The following is a 23,269-nucleotide window of genomic DNA, read 5'->3' on the forward strand; positions in this document are numbered from 1 at the left end:
AAAAACTTGATGACCCGTACGGGATTCGAACCCGTGTTACCGCCGTGAAAGGGCGGTGTCTTAACCGCTTGACCAACGGGCCAGGATGTCTGTTTTTCATCGTTACGTTTTTCGTAACTCGAAACTGACAAGAGTTATTATATACAGGAATGCAAGGCTTTGTAAACCCACTTTCTTAATTTCTTTTAATTCAGATAATTAATCGGTAGATTACACCCCTTCTCTCTTGCCAAAAACCTTGTTTTATCAACGTTTATAGCTATTTTTATCACTTCTGTTCTTCTTGCATATTTTCCTCTCAAAACAGGAATATAAACATGTACATCAAAAATTGTGAGCATTTTTTTGTCTGATAGAAAAAATCCTTGTTATGCTTTTACTATGAATTAAACAAGAAAAGGGGCATTCGACATGACTGAAACATTTGATGTAACGAATCCAGCCACCGGTGAATTGATCGAAAGAGTAACAATCGATTCAGAAGAAGCAATAAACGAGAAAATAGAAAAAATCAATCAAGCCTTCCCTTCCTGGTCCCGAACTTCTGCAACGGAACGCAGTAAGCTTCTCCGCGCTTGGCATGACAAGATGATCGAAAACAAAGCAGAGCTTGCTGCATTGATGACAGAAGAAAACGGCAAGCCGCTAAAAGAGTCAGAAGGTGAAGTATTATATGCAGCTGGCTATATCGAATGGTTTGCAGAAGAGGCAAAACGTGTATACGGCCGTACCATCCCTGCCTCCACTACCGATAAGCGTTTGCTGGTTACTCGGGAAGCTGTCGGTCCAGTAGCCGCAATCACACCTTGGAATTTCCCAGCAGCAATGATTACAAGAAAAGCTGCTCCAGCATTGGCTGCGGGCTGTACATTCATTATCAAACCCGCACCCGATACACCGCTGACAGCCATACGGTTAGTCGAAATGGCTCATGAAGTCGGAATTCCGGAAGACGTTATCCAATATGTAAATGCTGATGGCGAGATGGTAGGGAAAATCTTCACCGAGCACCCTCATATCCGGAAGATTTCCTTTACCGGCTCTACTCCTGTCGGCAAACTGCTCATGAAACAGAGCGCCGATAGTGTCAAGCATGTATCCATGGAGCTCGGCGGACATGCTCCGCTTATTGTTGATGAGTTTGCAGATATTGACCGTGCTGTGAAGCATGCCCTGGCATCAAAATTCCGGAACGCGGGACAGACATGTGTTTGTGCCAATAGACTGCTCGTCCACGAATCCATAAAAGACGAATTTACAACAGCCTTCACTAAAGCTGTATCCGAAATGAAGGTAGGTCTTGGTACAGAAGAAGGTGTAGCAATCGGCCCTGTCATCAATAAGAAAGGCTTTGATAAAATTGTGGCTCAAATTGATGATGCAAAGTCCAAAGGCGCTAAAGTCCTTACTGGCGGCACGTATAATGCAGATGCCGACAAAGGCTACTTCTTCGTCAATCCGACTGTTCTTGATCACGTAACGGATGACATGGACATCATGCATGAGGAAACATTCGGGCCAGTTGCTCCGATTACCATATATACAGAAATCGATGAAGCGATTCGTCTGGCAAATGATACACCATATGGCTTGGCGGCATACTTCTTCACAGAAAACTATCGCCGCGGCCTGTATATTGCCGAGAACCTGAAATATGGTATTGTCGGCTGGAATGACGGCGGTCCATCTGCCGTTCAAGCTCCATTTGGCGGTATGAAGGAAAGCGGCGTCGGCCGCGAAGGTGGAATCGAAGGAATTGAGCCGTATCTGGAAACAAAATATATCTCAATCGGTATATAAAAGAAGGACCCGTCACTGACGGGTCCTTCTTCTTATCTTTAGCTTTAGCTTTAGTTGACTGCAGCATGTCCAGAATAAATCCTATGATACTATTAGATTGGTCTTGAAAGATCTTTATCACAAAGGAGTTGGACAGATGGAGAATATCGATTTTCTAAACGTAATATTGCGTAATGGTACGTCACAAGAAGAGGCCCTTGCTTTTTATGATCAGCTGGATATTGCTGAGCCAGAAGAAATGATAGGGATGTGGAAAGGAGAAGAAATCGTAACTGGACACCCGCTGGAGGGACTTTTAACAGCATCAGGTTGGTATGGAAAAGAATTTATCGATGAAGAACATGTCCACCCTTTAATTTTCAAAAAAAGTAATGAGGTTCTCTATACTATTAATCCAAATTTGCTTCCTATCAATTTTCTTTTGCAAAGCTTGCATAACATTCCCAAGAAAATCCTCCCCTCATCTATGACAATATTACGACCTATCTTAAAAACAAATAAGAGTAAAGCAAGGTTACGAAAAGTAAAACATAGAGGGAAAGTTACCTCAGCAATGATCTACGACAATAAAGGGATAATAGATGTTTTTAGAAAAGTTGATGCAAACACGCTTTTAGGTATTATGGATATAAAAGAACAATTACCAGATAAAGCTTTCTTCTTTATATTAAGGAAAGTGTAAGCCGAATTATTATTAGTGAATTAAACTAGACAAGGGTAAATCCTAATGGTACATACCCTTTGCGCCAGTTCCGTCTTCCATACTCTTTCATGAAGCTATTCCTCAATCTTGTGCCCGAAAGCTTAAAAGCGATGTCGTATCGATGATTAACGATAAAAAGAAGGGCCTCTCCAATAATTCGGAGAAGCCTCTTCTTCGTTATTCCACAAATACCTTTCCAGCTGCAGTTGCTTCCGTCTCATTCCCGAATGCATCTGTTGCTTTCACGACCACATCCGCTCCATCTAGTTTCGCAGATGACGTTGCTGTCCAGTAGCCTACATAAAGGCCATCTTCGGTTTCCCGCATCGGCAGCTCTGTAGCTTGGGATGATGTCCGGAAATTGGTCAGCGGTGCCTTCAAGTAGAAGGTCGCATCCTCTAGACCAGGCTCTGATTCGAAGGAGATCACAACTGTTTCACCAGGCTGCACTTCTGCATCCTGATCTGGCTTCACATTTTCCAGTACAGGCGCAGTGTAGTCTGCTTCCAGCTCGATAACTTTCCTTGCTTTATTTCCTGCCTCATCTGTCGCGACTACTTTAATTTCATTGACGCCTTCATCCAATAGGATACGTTTGGAGAAAGTCCCGTCTTCATTTACATCTGTTTTCGCACCATTGATTGTCAGCTTGTTCAAATAATCATCTGATGCTGTCCCCGTAACGGTTATCGTCTCTTTATTTGTCTTGGAACCATCTTCCGGGGCTGTAATCGTTAATTCCGGTGCCGTTTGATCCCGGATTACCGTCACAGGTTCAGATGGGGCTGTGCTGCCATTTTCCAGTTTTGTGACGGCTGTCAGACTGTTTTCCCCTTCTGTCAGCTCTACTTCCGCTGCAAAAGCTCCTTCATCCGATGCTTCTACTGACGCAGCAGCCTCACCGTTATTACTGATCTCTACTGTCCCGCCAGGTGCGGCTGTCCCTTCCACTGTCACACTGTCTTCTTTCGTGACTGTGTCCGGTGCAGGCGACGTGATGACTGGGGACTGTGCTTCGTAATCAACAAGAGCACGAATCATGTAGTTCCCGTCCTCTTCCGGCACAGGGCTCCATTCCCCACCTACGTTCTGCCAGCTGCGGCCGGAGAATTCTCCGTCTTCATCCGTCGCCAATGCAGGAGTATTCGGATTCGGATCTGTTTGGACATAAAGAATATAGAAATCAGAATCCACTACAACGCCTTCTCCCGCCAAATCAACCTGAGTCCATTCTCCATTCCGGAGTGCTTCCCCAGTGATTGGTCCAGCGAGCTTCTTACCTGGTGCACCGTCTTCACCGGAATCATCATAGATTTCAACTGCAAAGTTCGTGCCTCCTGGTGTCGGGAAGCTTTCATCCCAGAAACGGAATAATCCGCCTGTCACCTGTGCTGAAGATTGCCCTTCCGCCAGCGTGAATTTAACTGCCCAGCCATTTCCGCCATCATAGAAGGCATGTGCATTCTCAGCAGTTCCATCATCATAGCCGATTTCTCCGGCAAATCCGATGAATGGCTCCAGCTCAACGTTTTGTTCTGTCGCTTCAGCCGCATTCACTGTGACTTCGAATTCTGCTCCTTTGAAGGATGGTGCCGTGATTTTAAGTGTGTACGTTCCTTCATAAACAGTCAGCGTATACGCCCCGCTCTCATCGGTTTGTACTGGTTGTATGGCCGCATCCTCGACTACATATACGTTGGCACCAGCAATCGGTTCACCTGTTTGGGCATTCGTCACAGTGCCTGAAACTGTTCCTTCCGCAATAGGGTCCAGCGTGAAATTCTGTGTAACGGCAGATCCCTCTGTTACGGTAACTGGTGCTGTGCTGGAGTGGAAGCCGTATGCGGAAGCCTCCAATGTCACATCACCTGCAGCCTGTAGCAAGCGATAGCTGCCATCTGCTGGATCCGTCTGTACGCTCCGACCCGTTTCTTGTACTGTCACTGTTGCATCAACCGGTAAAGCAGCTGGGCTGATATCAGATGGATCTGCTTGTCCATCCGGCAGCGTTGGACCTTGTACATTTTTGATCGGTGTTGGAGCAAGCTTCTTCGCATCTACCTTCTTCTTACTCTTTGCACTATCCTTTGTCTGCTTTGCGTCCTCTTTCACCTTCTTTGTATCTTTCATAATCGAGGCAGAGGTGTTAGAGGAATCCGAAATGGCTACATCATCGATATACCAGCCTTGTTTGCTGATGCTTCCGTCCGTCTCCAGATGGAAACCTACGTAAACCGTTTGTCCGGCAAAGTCACCCAAATCGATTTGTTCAGCAGACCAAGCTCCATTTGCTCCATTGTACGTGCCTACCTGCTCCCAGCTCTCCTTGTCCGTCGAAACGACCACATGGCCATAATCATAACGGCTTTCCAAGTCGAACCATGTTTGGAACTGCAAATACGCTTCTCCATCCTCTGGCACTGCTACCGGCGGAGCTAGCAAAGTCGCATCTGCATTGTTTGGATAAGCGCCTGTTCCGTATACATTCTCGCCAGAAGCTGCTGCCTCAGGGCCTGCAGCTGGGGCTCCCCACTCCCAGGAGTTCTGATCACCAAATGATGTCCAGCCAGATGGCTCCTCTTCAAAGTCCTGGCTATAGCCAACTGTCAGTGGTGCAATGAGCTCCACTTCGTACGTATCCGTCTCTGTTGTATTGCCGCCAAAGTCGGTCACGACGAATTTATATGCGAGTGTGTCACCTGTTGTCGCTTCAGCTGGCAGCACCGCTTGATACGTACCGCTTGCTGCATTTCCTTCTACAAGCGCTGCCTCAACAGATTGCCATTCTCCCTCATCTTTTTTGTATTGAAGCGTTACCGCGTCTGCGCTGATGTTATCTGTTACTTCTGCTGTGAGTGGTGTTGCAACACCCTGATACACTTCTGACACTGCTTCATGTGTAATGACAGCAGGTTCCTCGTCCTCGCCGTCCTGATAGACGTTACCATTGATTTCTCCGACACCAGTCGCAATCGTGGATACAGCCAAGTATGCATTCACAATACCGTGACCAAATCCTTCATTGATTTCATCTGGATACTCACTGCTCGTCTGGCGATCAGCTGTATCGTACAAGATCGTTTCGATCTCATCGACAGTCAGCGAGCTATCTGCCTGCAGAAGCAAAGCAATGACACCGCTTATATGCGGAGCTGCCATTGAGGTGCCGCTGAAAGAGGCACTATACTCACTGCCGCTTACCGAGGAGTAGACGCTCACCCCCGGAGCAGCAATATCCGGCTTGATTTCTCCTTCATAAGGCGAAGGGCCGCGAGAGGAGAAACTGGCCAAACCATCTTCACTATCTGTTGCAGCGACTGAGATCGATTCTGGATAGTTGGAAGGTGCTGACACTGTTGCGTCTCCGTCCCCGTCATTACCAGCGGAGAATACTGGGACGATGCCAGCATTTCGCCAAGTTTGGACAACTTCCCTATACCATTCATCCAATCCTGGACCGCCGCCCCAAGAGTTATTGACGATATCTGGCGCCTGCTCTGGATGCGGATTGCCTTCTTCATCCTTTGGCGCAAGCATCCATTCAGCCGCATCAAGCAGGATGGCATCCGTTGTTTGCCCCTGTCCGGTATCAGGATGGAAAGCTTTTACCGCAATCCATTTTGCACCTGGTGCAACCCCAATATCCTGAGAGCCATCAGGTTCTGCACCGACAGCTGTACCGATTGTATGTGTACCGTGATCCAAGTCATCATACGGTACTGCTTCCCCATCGACTGCATCATACCAGTTGAATTCATGGGAAACATTATCCGGATCAGCTGGATTATAGCCGCGGTATTTTTCCAGCAGTGCAGGATGGTCATACTGCACACCAGTATCAAGCCCGCCGATGACGACACCCGTTCCATCCAAGCCAGTTTCCTGCCATACCGCAGGTGCTCCGACCCTTTCTACGCCCCAAGCTTCGACTTCCTCAGCCAAAGCGGCAACCTGCTTTTCTTCTGCTTTTGCAGGCTCGAGAATTTTACGCTCTCTGTTTGGCAGGATTTTCTCTACTTCCTCAGAAGCAGCAATCTCCTCCATCACCTCTTTGGAGCTGGTTACCTTCAATGCATTGACGATATAGTAAGAGTCATACCCCTTAACAACGCCCTTGTCCTTTGCCTGCTTCAAGTAATCAAGCAAATTTGCTTGAGTCGCATCTGCAGTCACCCGCAAATCGCTGACAACAGCTGAGTTTTGGATGCGCTTCTCTTCCTTGGCAGACAAACTCGCAGACTGCTTCTTCGCCTTCTCGACAGCAATCTCTGCAGCCTTCTTCGTATCCGCCTGTTCCTTTAACTTAACTAGATACGTCACCTGCTCATCCGCTTTGAACTGCGACGTAACATCCTTGTCCACCTTCGCTGCTACACCCTCACTCGCTTTTACAGAAGTTCGCTCAGAAGACTGTGCTCGTGAAGCTGTAGGAGAAAGCAAGGACAAGAGAAAAACACCGACCGCCAGAATACTGAGCCATTTTGCCATTCGTTTTTGCATCTTCTCATTCTCCTTTTCCCTGATTTGGTCCTGCCCGTTAACCTTATCCACCTCCGCCTGTTACATGACAGATTATGTAATATCGCTCAGATGTTATAGATAGATTACGAGATTCTGTCGGTTACGGGAAGAGTGTCGGGAGAAAAGAGGAGCATATGCGTAGATGATGGGATTTCCTGCGGGATAATAGTAATAATTTTCTGTTAATTTAAGATTTTATAATTAATCAACCGTACAATCAAAACCTTGTACTCAGTTCAAAAGATTTATATTTAGTTAATACAGTACACTTTCATGTCTATCTTTTATCCGAAAGCTGTGAAACTAAGCTCTTTTTAATCTCATCTATTATAACTCTAACCCTCAGAAGAGAACTTAAACTCGAGCAATATGGGAAATATATACATATAAACACCCCTTTTATCGTATTCCCCACTTCAGCAGCTATCTTATCTATTAAAAGGACTTTTAACCCTCCTATTCATATCCTTCACAAGACTTATGACATATAAAAAAAGAATCCGGTATTTACCGGATTCCTCTTTTTATATGAATTTACTTATCTGATCGACAAAATTACGAATGATTTCCACCGTCGACCAAATTCCGATAGCAGCGATAATTACTAGGATTCCTGTCTCCCACCATCTATTTTTGTAACCATCCATCATATATTTCCGGCTGCTTGTCATCAATACCAATCCAACGACAATAGGCGGAAGGATCAAAGCAGTGATGACACTAGTGCCGAATACATTCAGCAGTACCAAGTCCGGCGCTCCAGGAATCGATATAAGAATAGGAAGCAAAAGAAATAGACCAATGGATAAGTAGCGGAATTTGGGATCTTCATCTGTTTTTTTATAATCCTTCTTTGCGGATAGATGAAAGCCATTAAGCATCAGCAAAGTAAAGCCGCGAGCTTGAGCTGGAAAACTTGTAAAAGCCGCTAGGAACAGGCAGACCCAAAGCATCGTCGGACCCGCTGGACCAACAGCCAATTCCATCATAAGCGCCAAGTCATTTTCATTGCTGACTGGTATGCCGGTTCCATAGAATACTTCCGCAGCTACTACCCAGAAAAGCACATTGATTACCAAGAGTGGCAGCATTCCCGTAATTAGGTCCAATTGCTGTATCTTCCGGTATTTCGGTTTATCCCAGCCTTTATCATCCATGAAATAAGGATACAGCAGATTTACAGCTGACCCGCCAATCGCTCCTATAGTAGCAACTGCGATGAATATGGCATTGAATGGCCCTTGGTTTGGCGGCATATCGAATGTCAGTCCCTTCAAGAACCCGATGACATCAAATGAACCAATTCGGAAGAGGGCAAAAACGAACGCTGCAATGATTGCTACAGAAGCAAAGCGAGCCAGCATTTCCAATAACCTATATTGGTTTGGATTGATCAATAATAGGAACGTAAGTCCGACAACCACTAAACTGAAGAGGAAGACACCCCAAGTCTCACCGCCGAATCCCCCAAACAAATTATAAAGTGCAACAGCACATGCACGGAGGAAGCTCATCTGAATGACTATTCCAAGGAACAAGATTGCAACACCCAGAAGTAAAGGGAACCCGCGCCACACTCTCTGAAATCCTTGCAGAATCGAAGTATCTCCATGACGGTTCTGCAATTTATACTTCGCTACCGCGGAAACCATGAAATAACGAGCAGCCAGCGCGACGACCAATGTCCATAAAAGCGCATACCCGTAGTTCGCACCCGAGACTGTAGAACTGACCAAATCCCCAGTTCCAAGGAAAGTCATCGCCAGTACAAGGCCCGGACCTAGACTGCGCATGTACTCCATAAATGTTTTAGGTAATGCAGACGGTGCTTCTTTCATTTCCTTGACAGGTGCTTCACTTTCCTTCAAGCTCTTATTCATCGCTTTTACCCCCTAATTTGATAGCGCTTACAATAAATAGCAAGCTATCAATCCTCTAAGGTGCATCGTATAGCGCTTATTCTGAATCAATTCACCATCTTGTGCTTTCAAAAGAACAGCGGAAGATGCATCGTTTGCACTAGCATGTAATACATCTTGCCGCTCAACTATTACCTAGTAATGGATTGTTTCGGAGCTAAATCGGCTGCAGTCTGTAAAGCTGCAAGCATGCTGCGTTCATCCGCAATATTCTTTCCAGCTATATCAAATGCTGTTCCATGATCTACTGAGGTTCTCACCAGTCCGCCTTTTAGACCCACTGTTATGTTAACCCCTTCTTCTAATCCAAGCACCTTAATCGGAACGTGTCCTTGGTCGTGATAACAGGCTACTACGATATCAAAGTCTCCTCTGACCGCACGGAAGAATAGTGTATCTGCCGGGTGTGGACCGCTGACATCGATTCCTTCCTGCTGCGCTTTCACAATGGCAGGAGTCAGCTTCTCCTCTTCTTCCCCATTTCCAAATAAACCATTTTCCCCCGCATGCGGGTTGATACCGCATACCGCGATACGCGGATTATCATATCCCGCTTTTGTCAGCGTCTCATACGCCAATTTAATGACAGTGTATGTCCGCTCCGGATTAATGGCGGATATGGCATCCAACAACCCAATATGTGTTGTTAAATGGATGACACGAAGTCTTGGCGAGGAAAGCATCATCGAATAATCCTTAGTTCCGGTCAGTTCTGCAAGGATCTCGGTATGGCCAGGATATCTATGCCCGCCTAAATGAAGTGCTTCTTTATTTAAAGGAGCAGTACATATAGCTGCTAACTCTCCTTCCTTGCCAAGCTCAATTGCCTTACTTAAGTAGTGAAATGCTGCATTCCCGGCTTCTTTGGAGACAACGCCCTGTTCCAGGTCCTCCGGAAGCAGCTGTAGATCCATTACATCGATTACGCCATGCTCAAATCGGCAGGCATCAACAGTTTCGACAGTATGAAATTCCAGAACTGAACCAACGACCTCTGCCGCTCTCCTTAACATGCTGAGATCTCCGATTACAAAGGGGTTACCTTGTTCATAAACCTCTTTGTGCTGCAAAGCTTTCACAATGATCTCCGGACCGATTCCAGCCGCGTCACCCATACTAATTCCGATAGTTGGCTTCAACTTTATCTACTCCTTTAAGCAATTGCAATGCATTCCCCATGACTTCCTGTGATCCAAAACTTCCAGCCTTCGTGACAGCAATTATGTTAGTTCCATTAAGCTTCCCTATTGGAACCCCAACCTCAACTTGACCCAGGATGTGAAAAGAATCTGCTTGGAGTGCTTCCATCACACGAATAGCTGTATCTCCGCCAGTTAGGAATAATCTCGAGATTTTCATCCCTTTAACTATTGACGCAGCCACTGCTCCTAAGTTCTGCGCAATCTTATTACTATTTTGAATCGCTTCTTCCTCATTGACTGCGATTGGCTTTTCGGAAGAAGAGAACAGCACAATATGTTTTCCTGCCGCATGTGCGTATTGCGCCTCTTCCATTACTATCTTCCATTCATTTGTATCCTCAAGATTGTCTTGAAGCAGCATCACCGGATCGACTTCCAAAAATTGAACGCTATGATCTGATTCCATTAACCAGTTAAGCTGTTTACGCCCAACTGGACTTACACTGCCTACTACCAACAACACAGTTTCTTCCACAAGATCGAGAGATGGGGCAATCACCTTTTGTTCCAAGCCATGTGCGGTTGGAAGATATTCCATCAATCCTGCCGACCCCGCATAGATGACATTCAGTTTGGTAGCTACAGCAGCTTCGCTAAGCAAACGCAGATCGTCATCATCCTCTGAATCAGCTGTAATAATCTTAGCTCCCGCTGAAACAGCTGCTAGCAGCCGCTCGACCCTTTTCTCATTGCCAGATCTGATTTCCCCTATACTTAGATGTTGGACCAGATGCTTGCTTTGAGAAGAAACCAACTGCTTGATATCGGAATGTTTTACTGGCGTTTTTGGATCCTTGGCAGCTTCCGTATCAGCCAGAGGGATACCATGCAGATAATGAATGCCATCTTTCACTACCCTTCCTTGTGATGGAAGGCCAGGAGCCAAAAGGATAACATCCGGCTTCAAAACATCATACAGGGCATCCAGCTCCTGCCCTACATTCCCCCTCATTGTGGAATCTATTTTTTTGTATATAATGTCCGGCGCTGTCAACGCGACCCCTTCAGCAGCATCAGCAAGCTTGCAGTAAGCTGCTGATGCAGGAAGGGAACGACTGTCCGTATTGATAACGACCGCTTGGTTGCTGTCTATCTCTTTCATCTTCCCATCCAAAAGCACATCCACTTCTACAGCATATGGAAGCAGCATTGCACCGCAATCACTTGCACCTGTCAGGTCGTCCGCAATAATCGCTATCTTTTTCATCGCTCTTACCGCTCTCAGACTAACAGCTTGCGATAAATAGACTTTACATCTTCTTTATCCAACACCTTTGGATTATTGTCCATCAATCGCTTCACTTCCAAAGCAGCAACTGCCATTGATTCAATGCTCTCTTCTTCCACGCCGTATTCCCCTAAATCCTGAGGTATTTCCAAAACAGTTGTCAGTTCCTTAATTTTATCTACTACTGCCTGGGCTGCTTCTTCACTGGACAGACTATTTGTATCAATGCCCATAGGCTCAGCTACAGAGGCTAAGCGATCTACCATCGCATCCATATTGAACTGCGTCACATGCGGAAGCAGCATGGAGTTTGCCACGCCATGTGCAATCTTGTACTTGCCTCCCAACGGATAAGCCATTGCATGAACTGCTGCCGTACCCGCTGCTGTTAATGCCATACCGCCGTACATGGAGCCGATAAGCATTTTCTCCCTGGCATCCAAATCAGCTCCATTCTGATAAGCAGTAACAATATTAGCTGTTATCAACCGAATCGATTCCAGTGCAAACATATCACTGATCGGATTAGCCTTATTTGAAATATAAGATTCCAGCGCATGTGTGAATGCATCCATCCCTGTTGCAGCTGTGATTGGTTTTGGCAGTCCTGTTGTTAATGTTGGGTCAAGCAATACAAGATCCGGAAGCAAATATCTGCTTACTACACCGATCTTCAGCTCTTGTTCAGGTAATGTGACAATGGCATTCGGCGTCACTTCCGCTCCGGTACCTGAAGTAGTTGGAATTAAGATAGTTGGTAACCCTGCCTTTTCCACCAGGTCAGTTCCAAGCAGGTTCTCCAATGCAGTATCATTTGTTTTTAAAACAGATAGCAGTTTTGTTGTATCTAAAATACTTCCTCCGCCAAGCCCGATCAGTACATCATAATCTTTCACGCCGACAGTTTCTGAAAAGACTCTTTCGATATTTTCAAGTGTAGGTTCTGGTTCTACATCAGTTGTCAGATCCACAGTTATACCTACAGCCTCCAATGCCTTCTCAACCTTTTCAGCGGCACCTGCTGCAACCAAAGCCGGCTGTGTGATCAATAGCGCCTGTTTAATCGGCAAATGCAGTAAAGATAAATGTTCACTAATGTTATCTACTGCTTCACGACCTGCGACAATATGATCTGCTGTTTGGAATTTATAAATAGACAATTCGCTCTCCCCTTTTTGTTAACGAGTGTGTAGGTTGTATCCTTGCATCATGCTCTCGATTTTTTGCAGTACTTCTCCTTTTGCTTCGGTGACTGGAAGTCGCGGCGGCCCGACCGGAATTCCGGCTAACTCTACTGCTTTCTTTAGTGAACTTGGAATAGCCCCAAGCACGAAAGTCTCCCGTAAAGGCTGCAAACTGGACTGCGCTTCTTCTGCTTGCTGTTCGTCGTTATTCCGGAACCCTTCATAAATTGCTAACACTTTATCCGGCAGAACATTCGCAGTAGCCGCAACAGCTCCTTGCCCTCCGGCACGCAATGTTTGAAGGATTAGCGAATCCGTTCCAGCAAACACAGCAAATTCTTCCTTATTAGTAGCTTCTATATAAGCTTTGATGTTATCGAAGTTTCCGCTGCTGTCTTTGATACCAAGAATGTTCGGGTGCTTTGCAAGTCTGGCAACCGTCTCTGCCTCTATCGACATCCCTGTTTTGGATGGGATATTGTATAGCATGACAGGGATAGTAACTGCACTGGCAATCGTTTCGTAGTGAACTGCAAGATCCGTTTGGTCAGGAGCGACAAAATAAGGTGTGATAATGGAAAGCGCATCAGCACCCAATGCTTCCATATCTCGGGATAAATCAATTACTTCTTTTGTGGAATTACCTCCTGTTCCAACCATTACCGGTACTCTTCCATTAGCTGTTTGGATGATCTCCTTTGCAACTGCAAGCTTCTCATCTCGATCAAGCATATGAAATTCGCCATTTGTGCCTAAAGCAAACAATCCATGGACGCCAGCTTCTATAAGATGATTCGTTAATTTTTGTATAGCATCTTCGTTGATACGTTGGTTTTCTGTAAAAGGCGTGACCATCGCTGGCCAAATACCTGTTAAATTCATTTTCTTCCCCTCCATTGTACGCGCTTTCATAAAGCATACTCCAAACTGTTTCATAAATCAACTGTTTATAATAATTAATAGCCATATATAAAATAAAAATGTTATTTCGTTTCACAATGAAACAAAATAACATAATGAAGGGCTATAATAGAGTAGAAAAGGTTTTTAGATTCACACTGAATGTGGTAACGTACAAGTAAGGCGTTTAATTACACTTGAGGTGAAGGAAATGAAGATTACAGCCATTGCTCCTTATGCTGGCTTAGGAGAATTAATTCAAGATGTTGCCAACCAAAAAGAACTTGGCAACATTGATATAGTGCAAGGTGATTTACAGCAGGGGGTTAAATTTGCAATAGAAGCTGAGAAGAAAGGCACAGATATCATCATTAGCCGAGGCGGTACTGCTGAACGGATTAAGCAACATGTTACAATCCCGGTAATAAATATAGAGGTGTCTGGTTTTGACCTGCTTCGTATTATCACGCTGATCAAGGATACAGATAACAGAGTCGCCTTTGTCGGTTTCCCAGCTATAGCCAATGCGGTATCGAGTGTCAGTCAGTTGATCGATGTAAATCTTGATATTTATGCCATAGATGATGAGCATCATATCGAAAACCAGCTGCGATTATTGAAAGAAGAGAATTATACCTTTGTTATCGGAGATGTAATCACAGTTCAATTAGCCGAAAAAATAGGCATGCACGGCCTTTTATTGACTTCTGGAAAAGAAAGTGTCGTTAATGCTCTTCGCCAAGCACTAGAAACGTACCGTACTGTGGAAAAAATAAAAAAAGAAAGAGATACGTATGCACAAATCCTCCAAGATTTGAATCAGTATACGATCATAGCTGATAAGTATCTGCAGCTTCGTTCACTCTCAACCCAGCCCATACCGCTTCCACCTTCTTTCATCAGAAGAATAGCTGCGGCTATTTTTCAGTTTGAACAAATACTAGTTGAAGTGGTATACAAAAATAGATTTTACCAATTACATGCGCATCAATTGAGCTCACAGCAAGTAGTCATTGAATTACTGGAACAGGAAGCACCTTCTAAATCGCTGCCGTCCATTTCTTTAGTGGCTGATCCAAATGCTTCTGTTTATTTAAGCTCCAACCATCAAGAAGTGCAGCTGGCTATTGAACAAGCTGAAGCATTACGTGAACAACCTGCTCCTATTGTCATCATTGGTGAAAATGGTACAGGAAAAGAAAGCTTGGCTAGATATATTCACACTAACGATACTACTGATTTTATCCGGATAGACGGAGCAGCATTCCCAAGCGTATTACTTCCCTATCTGGCAATAGTGCTGGAGGATGGCGGTACACTTTATATAGTGAATGCAGATAAAATAGCGGAAACAACAAAGGACTGGATAGAAAAGCAGCTAAAGGCGAAAGTTCCATTTCGTATTATCCTTGCCATGAACAATAAGACATCAGATCGGATTCCAGCAAAATTCAAGATGCTCCATCTTCCGCCGCTGCGGGAGCGCAAAGAAGATATTCCAAATCTGATCCGCTTATTTATTTCAAGCTTTAATAGTGAATACGGGGTGCAAATCGCAGGCATCAGTGAAGAGGCTGTACAGCTTCTTGAATCAAATCCATTTGAATCAAATATTATCGAGCTAAGCAGAATCATCAACAAAGCTGTACGAAAGGAAGAGGCAGCTTATATCCAGGATTCCACTATTGCAGACATAATCGACGAACTTCAGGATCAAAGTAAAACAGTAATCGATATTACTGGAACATTAGCCGATATTGAAACGCAAATCATCCAAGCAGTATGGCTGGAAGAAAAGAAAAACAACTCTAAAACAGCAGAAAGATTAGGGATTAACCGTACAACCTTATGGCGTAAATTAAAAGAAATCCAGTAAAACACTGATCTTAACCTCCAGAAGAGGATAAGATCAGTGTTTTTTTATCTTTTACTAAATCGAACTCCCTCCTTAACGGCTGACTTCCTTCCCATTCATAACACATTCTTCAATATCCGATTGCAACCTTTCAATTAAGCGCTTACAATAAACGTAAATATATTTGTTTACTTTAGCAACGAAAATGCAATTATATCCTATATTACTAAGAGTTAATTCAATATCTGTTTATCTTTTAAACGTATATTTGTTTTCTTACTCAAAACATCGGAGGGATCATTTTGTCATTCCAAAACAAAGTTGTCTTAGTTACTGGTGCCACAAAAGGAATCGGAAGAGAAATTGCCCTAACCTTTGCTAGGCATGGAGCATCACTGATTGTGAACGGTCGAAACAGCGAAAGATTGGCAGCCCTTCAGCATGACATTCAAAAGGAAGGCGGCACATGCTTTATAGTATCAGGTGACGCCAGCAGCCCGGAGACCGCAAATCAAATCAAGGAAATAATTAGTTCAAGGTTTCAAAAGGTTGATGTCTTAGTTAATAATGCAGGTATGAACACCCGTACTCCTACTCTCCAAACCACTCTGGACGATTGGGAAAATGTTATTAGAACGAACTTGACCAGTGCTTTCTTAATCAGCCAATCCGTATTGCCTTTTATGGTAGAAAATAAGGAAGGGGTAATTATAAATATCAGTTCTACAACTGCAAACACACCACATAAAAATGCTACTCCTGCCTATGGTGCATCCAAGGCAGCACTCAATTACCTGACCATGCACCTGGCCTATGAGATGGCTGGTCATAACATACGGGTGAATGCGGTCTGCCCTGGCCCAATTGAAACGGATATGACCGAGCAGTGGGATGATACATACAGAGAAAAAGTCATAAATGGCGTTCCATTGAAAAGATTGGGAGATGTGTCTGACGTTGCTGAGACAGCACTTTTCTTAGCTTCTGAACAAGCATCATTTATTACGGGGCAATCTATCCATGTGAACGGAGGCACTCTGATGCAATAACAGTTTTTCTTGGTAAATCAAATGTAAATAACAAAAGAGTCCCTATTCCGTAAGCAAAAAAATGCAGTGCCATCATGGCACTGCATTTTTTTGCTTTAACCTAAATCAACATTATGATAAACCTGCTGCACATCCTCCAGATCCTCAAGCGCATCGATCAGCTTCTCGAACTGATCTTGTGCTTCAGCATCAAGGGTGATGTCGTTTTGGGCCAGCATAGTTAGCTCAGCCACCGAGAATTCTTCGATTCCAGCTTGCTTAAGAGCTTCCTGTACAACATGGAACTGATCCGGCTCTGCATAAACGATGACCGCATCGTCTTCTTCGATGATATCACGTGCATCAACGTCAGCTTCCATCAAGATTTCCAATACCTCATCAGAAGACTTGCCTTCGACTCCGATTACTGCCGTTGCATCGAACATGTAAGCAACAGATCCGCTGACACCCATGTTACCGCCGTTTTTACCGAAAGCAGCACGAACCTCAGGTGCTGTACGGTTTACATTATTCGTCAATGCATCAACAATAATCATAGAGCCGCTCGGACCGAAGCCTTCGTAGCGCATGTCGTCGTAGTTCTCTTCGCCGCCGCCCTTGGCTTTCTCGATCGCTCGCTCGATGATTGCCTTAGGTACGTTATACGTCTTCGCACGCTCCAAGACGAATTTCAATGCTTGGTTGGCTTCTGGATCCGGCTCACCTTGTTTGGCAACTACATAGATCTCCCGGCCGAACTTCGCATAAATCCGGCTGGTATTGGCATCCTTCGAAGCTTTCTTCTCTTTGATATTGTTCCATTTACGTCCCATTAATGAACACTCTCTTTCAATCTATTTTAAAACTGTTTGTGAATAATGATTGCTGTTACCATTATAACGCATAAAGCCGCTTTCTTAAACTGGGGCACTTGGGCAGGTAATCGATATAAGCGTCCTCTATAAAATAAATGCATGGACCCTTATATGGATTCATGCTTTTTACTGAACTGCTCATATGCTGTTTCGAATGCTTGAAAGCTAGCTGGTCCAAGTTTTGTTTTATCCCGGTCGAATAGCCTATCAAAGACTATGTCATACACATCTGCTTTGCTGCATTGTCTGAAGCTAGCAACAAGCTCTATATACGATAAAAAGTACGCTGGGCTCAACTTACCGCCTTTGTTTAAAATCATCGGACACCCTCCTCTTCGATAGCATGACGTCACGCCACTCCCATATCTCTGATAAATATATCATATAACAATTGCCTTATATAACAATTTGCTTATATACTTGTTTCAGAAGGAGGGAATTGGATGGCGACATCAATTGCTTTATCAACGGAAAAGCTTACAGAGACTTTAAAGATCCTTCATGATCCGACACGTCTGCTGCTATTGAAATTACTGATGGAAAAGGAGTACTGTGTCTGTGAACTGGTAGGCATGTTCGAAGTGAGCCAGCCAGCTATCAGCCAGCACTTGCGTAAATATAAAAAAGCAGGTCTTGTTTACGAAGAAAGGCGCGGACAATGGCGCTACTATCGTTTTAACGAAACTTGTGAACAGCACGCTTTGGTAGAGCAAATTCTCGGTCAGCTAGACGAGAATGATGAGCAGCTCGTAAAGCTGCGGACCAAAGCAGAAGCAATCACGTGTTAAGTAAGGAGTTTTTATTCACATGTTGACAACTGTTTTAGCCTGTATCATTTTTCTTATCACACTTATACTTATCATCTGGCAGCCGAAGGATCTGAATATCGGCTGGACAGCCTGTGGTGGTGCAATTCTTGCACTTTTAGCAGGTGTGGTCAATTTCACGGACGTATGGGAAGTGACCAACATCGTCTGGAATGCCACCTTGGCGTTTGTGGCCATCATATTGATTTCACTAATATTGGATAGCATCGGTTTTTTTGAATGGGCCGCTTTACATATGGCTGCTGCCGCAAAAGGAAACGGCGTGAAGATGTTCATTTACGTCTGTGTGTTGGGAGCTGTCGTATCCGCCTTTTTCGCAAATGATGGTGCAGCCTTGATCCTGACACCGATCGTGCTGGCGATGGTACGAGCACTACGTTTTGACGAAACACTCGTATTTCCATTCATCATTGCAAGTGGGTTCATAGCCGATACAACGTCACTGCCGCTGATCGTAAGTAACTTGGTGAACATTGTATCAGCTGATTTCTTTAACATCACTTTCCTGGAATATGCTTCGCGTATGATCATTCCGAATTTGATTTCACTCGGGGCGAGCATCCTTGTGCTCTACTTATTTTTCCGAAAACGTATTCCGAAAAACTATGAAGTAAATTATGTGAAACAGCCGTCTTCGGCTATTAAAGACAAGAAAATGTTTAAACTATCTTGGTATGTACTCGCTCTATTAGTGATCGGATATTTGATCTGTGAATTCTTCCATATCCCAGTCTCCTTTGTAGCCGGGGCAATAGCTATCTTCTTCCTGCTTATTGCACGGCGCAGCCCAGCAGTTGAAGCAAAAGCAGTGGTGAAAGGCGCGCCGTGGAATATCGTCTTCTTCTCTATCGGGATGTATGTCGTAGTCTACGGATTGCGTAATGCTGGTCTGACGGATATACTCGCAGACATGATCCAGTATGTAGCAGACCAAGGTATGTTCATCGGCACAATAGGTATGGGATTTATCGCAGCCATTCTGTCTTCGGTCATGAATAATATGCCGACAGTCATGATTGATGCTATCGCGATTTCCCAGACGTCCACGTCCGGAGCTATGCGGGAAGCCCTTATTTATGCAAATGTGATCGGTTCTGATCTCGGTCCTAAAATCACGCCGATCGGCTCACTGGCAACGCTGCTATGGCTCCACGTCCTATCCCAGAAAGGTGTCAAAATATCGTGGGGAGCGTATTTCAAAACTGGAATTGTATTAACTATACCAACACTGTTTATAACACTAGCAGGACTTTATATATGGTTAGCCATCATCCATTAAAGGAGAGATAATATGAAAATCCGCATAATAGGATCCGTCGCAGCCGGTACCTCCGTGGCAGCAAAAGCACGTCGTAACAATGAAGAAGCAGATATCCGCATTTATGACAGGGATTATGATATATCCTACAGTGTTTGCGGTATTCCTTATTTTGTCGGCGATGAGGTAGAGGAGTTGGAAACTCTGAATCCTCGTGATTCAGCTTGGTTCAAAAAGCGCTATAATGTCTCGATTCAAACAAGGCATGAAGTAGTGGATATAGATCATGATAGCAAGACCTTGACTATTAAAAACTTGGAGACAGAAGAAACAGCGACAGACACTTACGATGTTCTCGTTTTCGCAACTGGCGCCAGCCCGATAACACCTTCTATAGAAGGTACAGAGCTGGAGCATGTCTTTCACGTTCGTACGATCCAGCATGCAGGCGCCATCGACCAATTCATCGAATCCCGGAAGCCGAGAAGTGCTACGATCATTGGTGCCGGTTATATTGGATTGGAAATGGCCGAACAGCTCACCCAATTAGGGATTGAAGTAACTATAATCCAGCGCAGCAATCAAGTGATGAGGCATCTGGATAAAGATATAGCTGACTGTGTGGCAGATACATTGGAAGCGCATGGTATAAATTTGCTGCTCGGGCAAGAGGCTGTTCGCATTACAGATACAGATGTCATTACGTCAAACGGAGATACAATTACATCTGATATTGTCTTCCTAGCTGCAGGAGTCAAACCAAATACAGCTCTGGCTGAAAAGATTGGCGTTAACATTGGCGAAACAGGCGCAATTGCAGTTAACGAAAAAATGCAGACCAACTTACCTGATGTGTATGCAGTCGGAGATGTAGCAGAGAGCTTTTCTGTTATTACTCATAACGCCATTTATCGCCCTCTCGGTTCCACCGCTAATAAAATGGGACGCATAGCTGGTGATGTCATTACCGGAGGCAATTCTGCACATCGCGGTATTCTCGGAACAGGGATTGTCCGTGTATTCGAACTAGCTGTTGGGCAGACTGGCATGAACGAACAAGAGGCTCTTGCATATGGATATGATATCGAGACACTGCATAATATCAAGCCTGCCCGCGCCGCTTATCTTGGAGGCAAAGAGATTACAATAAAAGCTATTGCTGACCGAGCAACCGGCAGACTGCTCGGCGTTCAGGCAGTCGGAGAGGAAGGCGTGGACAAGCGTATTGATGTATTTGTCACCGCTATGACGTTCGGAGCCAAAGCAGAGGATCTGTTCCATCTCGATTTGGCATACGCCCCGCCATTCAGCACGACAAAGGATCCCGTCATGTACACGGGCATGGCACTCGATAATGCCATCAAGAAGCATAATAAGCTGCTTACGCCTAAAGAGCTGCAGCATCGGCTGGCACAAGGCGAGTCTTTCCAGATCATTGATACACGCGCTAAAACCCAATATGACACATCGCACGTACCTGAGGCAGTTAACATACCTTTAGCAAAACTGCGGGAGAAAGCAAATGATCTTGATCCGAAAAAGCAGACCCTCTGCTATTGCAACAGTGGTGTGACGGGCAATGCTGCACAGAATATATTAAGGAACATGGGATTCAAAGAGGTGTATAATCTCTCTGGTGGGAATAAGAATTATCAGAAGTACAGGAAATAAGCAGAAGCCGCATACGGTAGTATGCGGCTTTTTGTTTTTGAATGTACTACGTATTATATAACTTTAGATTCTCTTTACGATCTCTTCCTGGTGGCTTGCCAAACATTTTTCTGTATTCACGATTAAAATAAGTGGGACTTTCATATCCAACTTTAAAGGCTGCATCAGCAGCTCTCATATCTTCACCAATGATTAATCTCCTTGCTTCTTGCAGCCGTAATGCTCTCTGGTATTGAATAGGAGTCATAGTTGTAACTCGTTTAAAATGATGATATAAAGCCGACGTGCTAAGGTTTACTTGTTTAGCCAATTCATCTATCTTTATTTCGTGAGAAAAATACTTTTTTAAATAATTTAGAGCAGCGGCTACTTCAGATAACTTACTCCCTTTTGCAGCGAGGTTTTTTACTCTGTCGCCATACTTCCCCTGCATGATACGGTAAAGGATTTCTTTGATAATAAGTGGTGCGAGTATCTCCGTATCTTCAGGAGTATGCAGCAGTTTCACGAGTCTGATTAATGCATCCACGATTACTTCATTTGTCTGATCTACATATATGCCTCTCTCGGAAATACCTTTATTGGTTGCGTGCTGCTTATACTCTTTTGAAACTTCTGCAATCTGCATGAAATTAAAATTCAAGCGAAGACATAGATATGGTTCCTTTTCACTTGCCTCTAATATTTCTCCGATAACTGGCAGATCAACTGCTACGACTAAGTAATCACCCTTCTGGTAATAGAAGTCCTCCCCATTAACAGATACCAATTTTCTTCCTTGCAGAACAATGCATAACGCAGGTTCATGCATTGTATGTACAGGTTCCAGCGGCTTTGCAGATCGAATAAATTCCAAACCAGAGATAAGTGTAAGATTCGTACCATCCTTGGTTGCAAGTGTTGTGACTAACTTTGTAAGCTCGCGTTCTTTCCATTGCAATTGTTCTTCCGATGACATGGAATACATCCCTCTTTGTAGAGCTCATCAGCTTGGAGAATAGGGCAAGAATTAAAGAAATGCCGGCTACCGCCCCATGCTTACTTTCCTTGATACTAATAGTAGATCAGAAAAGGGAGTGATATCGTTTGAAGATTACTACTCATTCTTATGCCGGACTTTGGGTCACCAAAGATCGGTATATCCGGCATGAACTGCTGCCCGACGGACGCTATGTGGAAGCTCGCGGCAATGTCGAAGGCGCCTATACAGGTGCTTATCAAATAATAGGTGACCACATTGAATACCAAGATGATACTGGATTCACAGCTGATGGAGATTTTCGTAACGGAATCTTATATCACGCAGGAATGATTCTATATCGTGATCAAGAATAATGTGATCCCGCAAAGAGTCTCCTATCAAAGTTGAATTAGAAAGGAAGATACAAGCATGAGTATAAAGAATAAAGTTGTTCTTGTCACTGGAGGAAGCAGCGGTATCGGGGCAGCAACTGTAGAATTGTTAGCTGCAAATGGTGCTGTTGTAGTCGCAGCAGCCCGCAGAACAGATAGGTTAGAAACAGTTGTATCTACAATCCGCCAAAAAGGATCTATAGCCGATTATAAGCAGCTGGATGTTACAGACTTTAAACAAATGCAGGATACAGTACAAGAGATTATAGAGTCATACGGAAAAATTGATGTTATTGTAAATAATGCTGGTGTAATGCCACTATCAAAATTGGAAGCTTTGAAAATTGATGAATGGAATCGTATGATTGATGTAAATATCCGAGGTGTCCTTCATGGTATTGGTGCTGTATTACCTCTGATGAAGAAACAGCATAGCGGACATATTATTAATATCGCTTCTATAGGCGCATACGAAGTAACTCCAACAGCAGCAGTTTATTGCGCAACCAAATATGCGGTCCGTGCAATCACGGAAGGATTGCGACAGGAAGCAACAAATAATATTCGTGCAACTCTAATTTCACCGGGTGTTACTGAATCAGAACTTGCTGATCATATTACTGATAAACAAGCGAGTGATGCTATGCTCGAATATCGCCGACTAGCTCTTCCTGCATCTGCTATTGCAAAAGCCATTCTGTATGCAATTTCACAACCGGCAGAGATTGATGTGAGTGAATTGATTGTAAGACCTTCTTTATCATCATAAATTACAGAAAAAGCCCTTTCTAGTATGATAGGGCTCAATAGTTAAATATCTATAAAATCAAAAAAAGTATTAGAGTAATTAAACTCTAATACTTTTTTTAAAGCTTCCTAGCGGACTTGAACCGCTGACCCCCACCTTACCATGGTGGTGCTCTACCGACTGAGCTAAGGAAGCAA

The 23,269-nt window shown here is 44.2% G+C and carries 18 protein-coding genes and 2 tRNA genes; 9 read left to right on the forward strand and 11 right to left on the reverse strand.

The window, feature by feature from the left end; genetic code table 11:
- Nucleotides 1–10: 10 nt before the first annotated feature.
- Nucleotides 11–82 (reverse strand) — tRNA-Glu (locus CHH91_RS17640).
- Between the two features lie 329 nt (nucleotides 83–411).
- Between CHH91_RS17640 and CHH91_RS17645 the strand changes: the two genes are divergently transcribed.
- Both CHH91_RS17645 and CHH91_RS17650 read left to right on the forward strand, forming a co-directional pair.
- Nucleotides 412–1,800: an NAD-dependent succinate-semialdehyde dehydrogenase gene (locus CHH91_RS17645; protein ID WP_095224730.1), complete on the forward strand. Its 1,389-nt coding sequence runs from the start codon at nucleotides 412–414 to the stop codon at nucleotides 1,798–1,800.
- A gap of 136 nt (nucleotides 1,801–1,936) precedes the next feature.
- Nucleotides 1,937–2,482 (forward strand): DUF4334 domain-containing protein, encoded by a 546-nt coding sequence (locus CHH91_RS17650; RefSeq protein WP_095224731.1) that lies wholly within the window; start codon nucleotides 1,937–1,939, stop codon nucleotides 2,480–2,482.
- A 198-nt stretch (nucleotides 2,483–2,680) separates the two neighbouring features.
- On the opposite strand, the gene CHH91_RS17655 is transcribed toward CHH91_RS17650, so the two are convergent.
- The 6 genes from CHH91_RS17655 to dapA form a co-directional block, all read right to left on the reverse strand.
- Nucleotides 2,681–7,003 carry a S8 family serine peptidase gene (locus tag CHH91_RS17655; RefSeq protein WP_095224732.1) on the reverse strand — a complete coding sequence of 1,441 codons (4,323 nt, stop codon included), beginning with the start codon at nucleotides 7,001–7,003 and terminating at the stop codon, nucleotides 2,681–2,683.
- Nucleotides 7,004–7,548: 545 nt separating this feature from the next.
- Nucleotides 7,549–8,904: an Nramp family divalent metal transporter gene (locus CHH91_RS17660; protein WP_095224733.1), complete on the reverse strand. Its 1,356-nt coding sequence runs from the start codon at nucleotides 8,902–8,904 to the stop codon at nucleotides 7,549–7,551.
- 170 nt (nucleotides 8,905–9,074) lie between these two features.
- Complete coding sequence (gene pdxA / locus CHH91_RS17665) at nucleotides 9,075–10,082, reverse strand: 4-hydroxythreonine-4-phosphate dehydrogenase PdxA (RefSeq protein ID WP_095224734.1); 1,008 nt, start codon at nucleotides 10,080–10,082, stop codon at nucleotides 9,075–9,077.
- Complete coding sequence (locus CHH91_RS17670; RefSeq protein ID WP_095224735.1) at nucleotides 10,060–11,352, reverse strand: four-carbon acid sugar kinase family protein; 1,293 nt, start codon at nucleotides 11,350–11,352, stop codon at nucleotides 10,060–10,062. Before CHH91_RS17670 ends, pdxA begins: the two co-directional genes overlap by 23 nt.
- A gap of 14 nt (nucleotides 11,353–11,366) precedes the next feature.
- Nucleotides 11,367–12,533, reverse strand: a complete 1,167-nt coding sequence (locus CHH91_RS17675) for an iron-containing alcohol dehydrogenase (protein WP_095224736.1) — start codon at nucleotides 12,531–12,533, stop codon at nucleotides 11,367–11,369.
- 18 nt (nucleotides 12,534–12,551) lie between these two features.
- Nucleotides 12,552–13,439 (reverse strand): 4-hydroxy-tetrahydrodipicolinate synthase, encoded by an 888-nt coding sequence (gene dapA / locus CHH91_RS17680; protein WP_095224747.1) that lies wholly within the window; start codon nucleotides 13,437–13,439, stop codon nucleotides 12,552–12,554.
- Between the two features lie 229 nt (nucleotides 13,440–13,668).
- Between dapA and CHH91_RS17685 the strand changes: the two genes are divergently transcribed.
- Together CHH91_RS17685 and CHH91_RS17690 are read left to right on the forward strand one after the other, a co-directional pair.
- On the forward strand, nucleotides 13,669–15,333 hold the full coding sequence (locus tag CHH91_RS17685) for a sigma-54-dependent transcriptional regulator (protein ID WP_095224737.1): 1,665 nt from the start codon (nucleotides 13,669–13,671) through the stop codon (nucleotides 15,331–15,333).
- A gap of 281 nt (nucleotides 15,334–15,614) precedes the next feature.
- A complete protein-coding gene (locus CHH91_RS17690) occupies nucleotides 15,615–16,361 on the forward strand; it encodes an SDR family NAD(P)-dependent oxidoreductase (RefSeq protein ID WP_095224738.1) in 747 nt (248 codons plus the stop codon).
- 95 nt (nucleotides 16,362–16,456) lie between these two features.
- Here the strand turns inward: CHH91_RS17690 and CHH91_RS17695 are convergent, their stop codons facing one another.
- Together CHH91_RS17695 and CHH91_RS17700 are read right to left on the reverse strand one after the other, a co-directional pair.
- Nucleotides 16,457–17,173: a YebC/PmpR family DNA-binding transcriptional regulator gene (locus CHH91_RS17695; protein WP_095224739.1), complete on the reverse strand. Its 717-nt coding sequence runs from the start codon at nucleotides 17,171–17,173 to the stop codon at nucleotides 16,457–16,459.
- Nucleotides 17,174–17,322: 149 nt separating this feature from the next.
- Entirely contained in the window at nucleotides 17,323–17,535 is a 213-nt protein-coding gene (locus CHH91_RS17700; protein WP_095224740.1) for a hypothetical protein, read from the reverse strand.
- 123 nt (nucleotides 17,536–17,658) lie between these two features.
- On the opposite strand from CHH91_RS17700, the gene CHH91_RS17705 reads away from it, so the two are divergent.
- Genes CHH91_RS17705 through CHH91_RS17715 form a run of 3 tightly spaced genes read left to right on the forward strand, consistent with a single transcriptional unit; the run spans nucleotide 17,659 to nucleotide 20,971 of the window.
- Nucleotides 17,659–18,003 (forward strand): ArsR/SmtB family transcription factor, encoded by a 345-nt coding sequence (locus CHH91_RS17705; protein WP_095224741.1) that lies wholly within the window; start codon nucleotides 17,659–17,661, stop codon nucleotides 18,001–18,003.
- Between the two features lie 19 nt (nucleotides 18,004–18,022).
- Complete coding sequence (locus CHH91_RS17710; RefSeq protein ID WP_095224742.1) at nucleotides 18,023–19,321, forward strand: arsenic transporter; 1,299 nt, start codon at nucleotides 18,023–18,025, stop codon at nucleotides 19,319–19,321.
- 12 nt (nucleotides 19,322–19,333) lie between these two features.
- The gene (locus tag CHH91_RS17715; protein WP_095224743.1) at nucleotides 19,334–20,971 is read left to right on the forward strand and encodes an FAD-dependent oxidoreductase; all 1,638 of its coding nucleotides are present in this window, start codon (nucleotides 19,334–19,336) and stop codon (nucleotides 20,969–20,971) included.
- 46 nt (nucleotides 20,972–21,017) lie between these two features.
- Here CHH91_RS17715 and CHH91_RS17720 read toward each other — a convergent pair whose 3' ends face one another.
- Entirely contained in the window at nucleotides 21,018–21,929 is a 912-nt protein-coding gene (locus CHH91_RS17720) for an AraC family transcriptional regulator (RefSeq protein ID WP_095224744.1), read from the reverse strand.
- Between the two features lie 128 nt (nucleotides 21,930–22,057).
- On the opposite strand from CHH91_RS17720, the gene CHH91_RS17725 reads away from it, so the two are divergent.
- Nucleotides 22,058–22,306 carry an Atu4866 domain-containing protein gene (locus CHH91_RS17725; protein WP_095224745.1) on the forward strand — a complete coding sequence of 83 codons (249 nt, stop codon included), beginning with the start codon at nucleotides 22,058–22,060 and terminating at the stop codon, nucleotides 22,304–22,306.
- Between the two features lie 55 nt (nucleotides 22,307–22,361).
- The gene (locus CHH91_RS17730; RefSeq protein WP_095224746.1) at nucleotides 22,362–23,093 is read left to right on the forward strand and encodes an SDR family oxidoreductase; all 732 of its coding nucleotides are present in this window, start codon (nucleotides 22,362–22,364) and stop codon (nucleotides 23,091–23,093) included.
- Between the two features lie 101 nt (nucleotides 23,094–23,194).
- Here CHH91_RS17730 and CHH91_RS17735 read toward each other — a convergent pair.
- Nucleotides 23,195–23,267, reverse strand: a tRNA-Thr gene (locus CHH91_RS17735).
- Nucleotides 23,268–23,269 lie beyond the last annotated feature (2 nt).

Origin of the sequence: Virgibacillus sp. 7505 (genome assembly GCF_002272135.1) — a bacterium.
Taxonomy (GTDB): domain Bacteria; phylum Bacillota; class Bacilli; order Bacillales; family Amphibacillaceae; genus Terribacillus.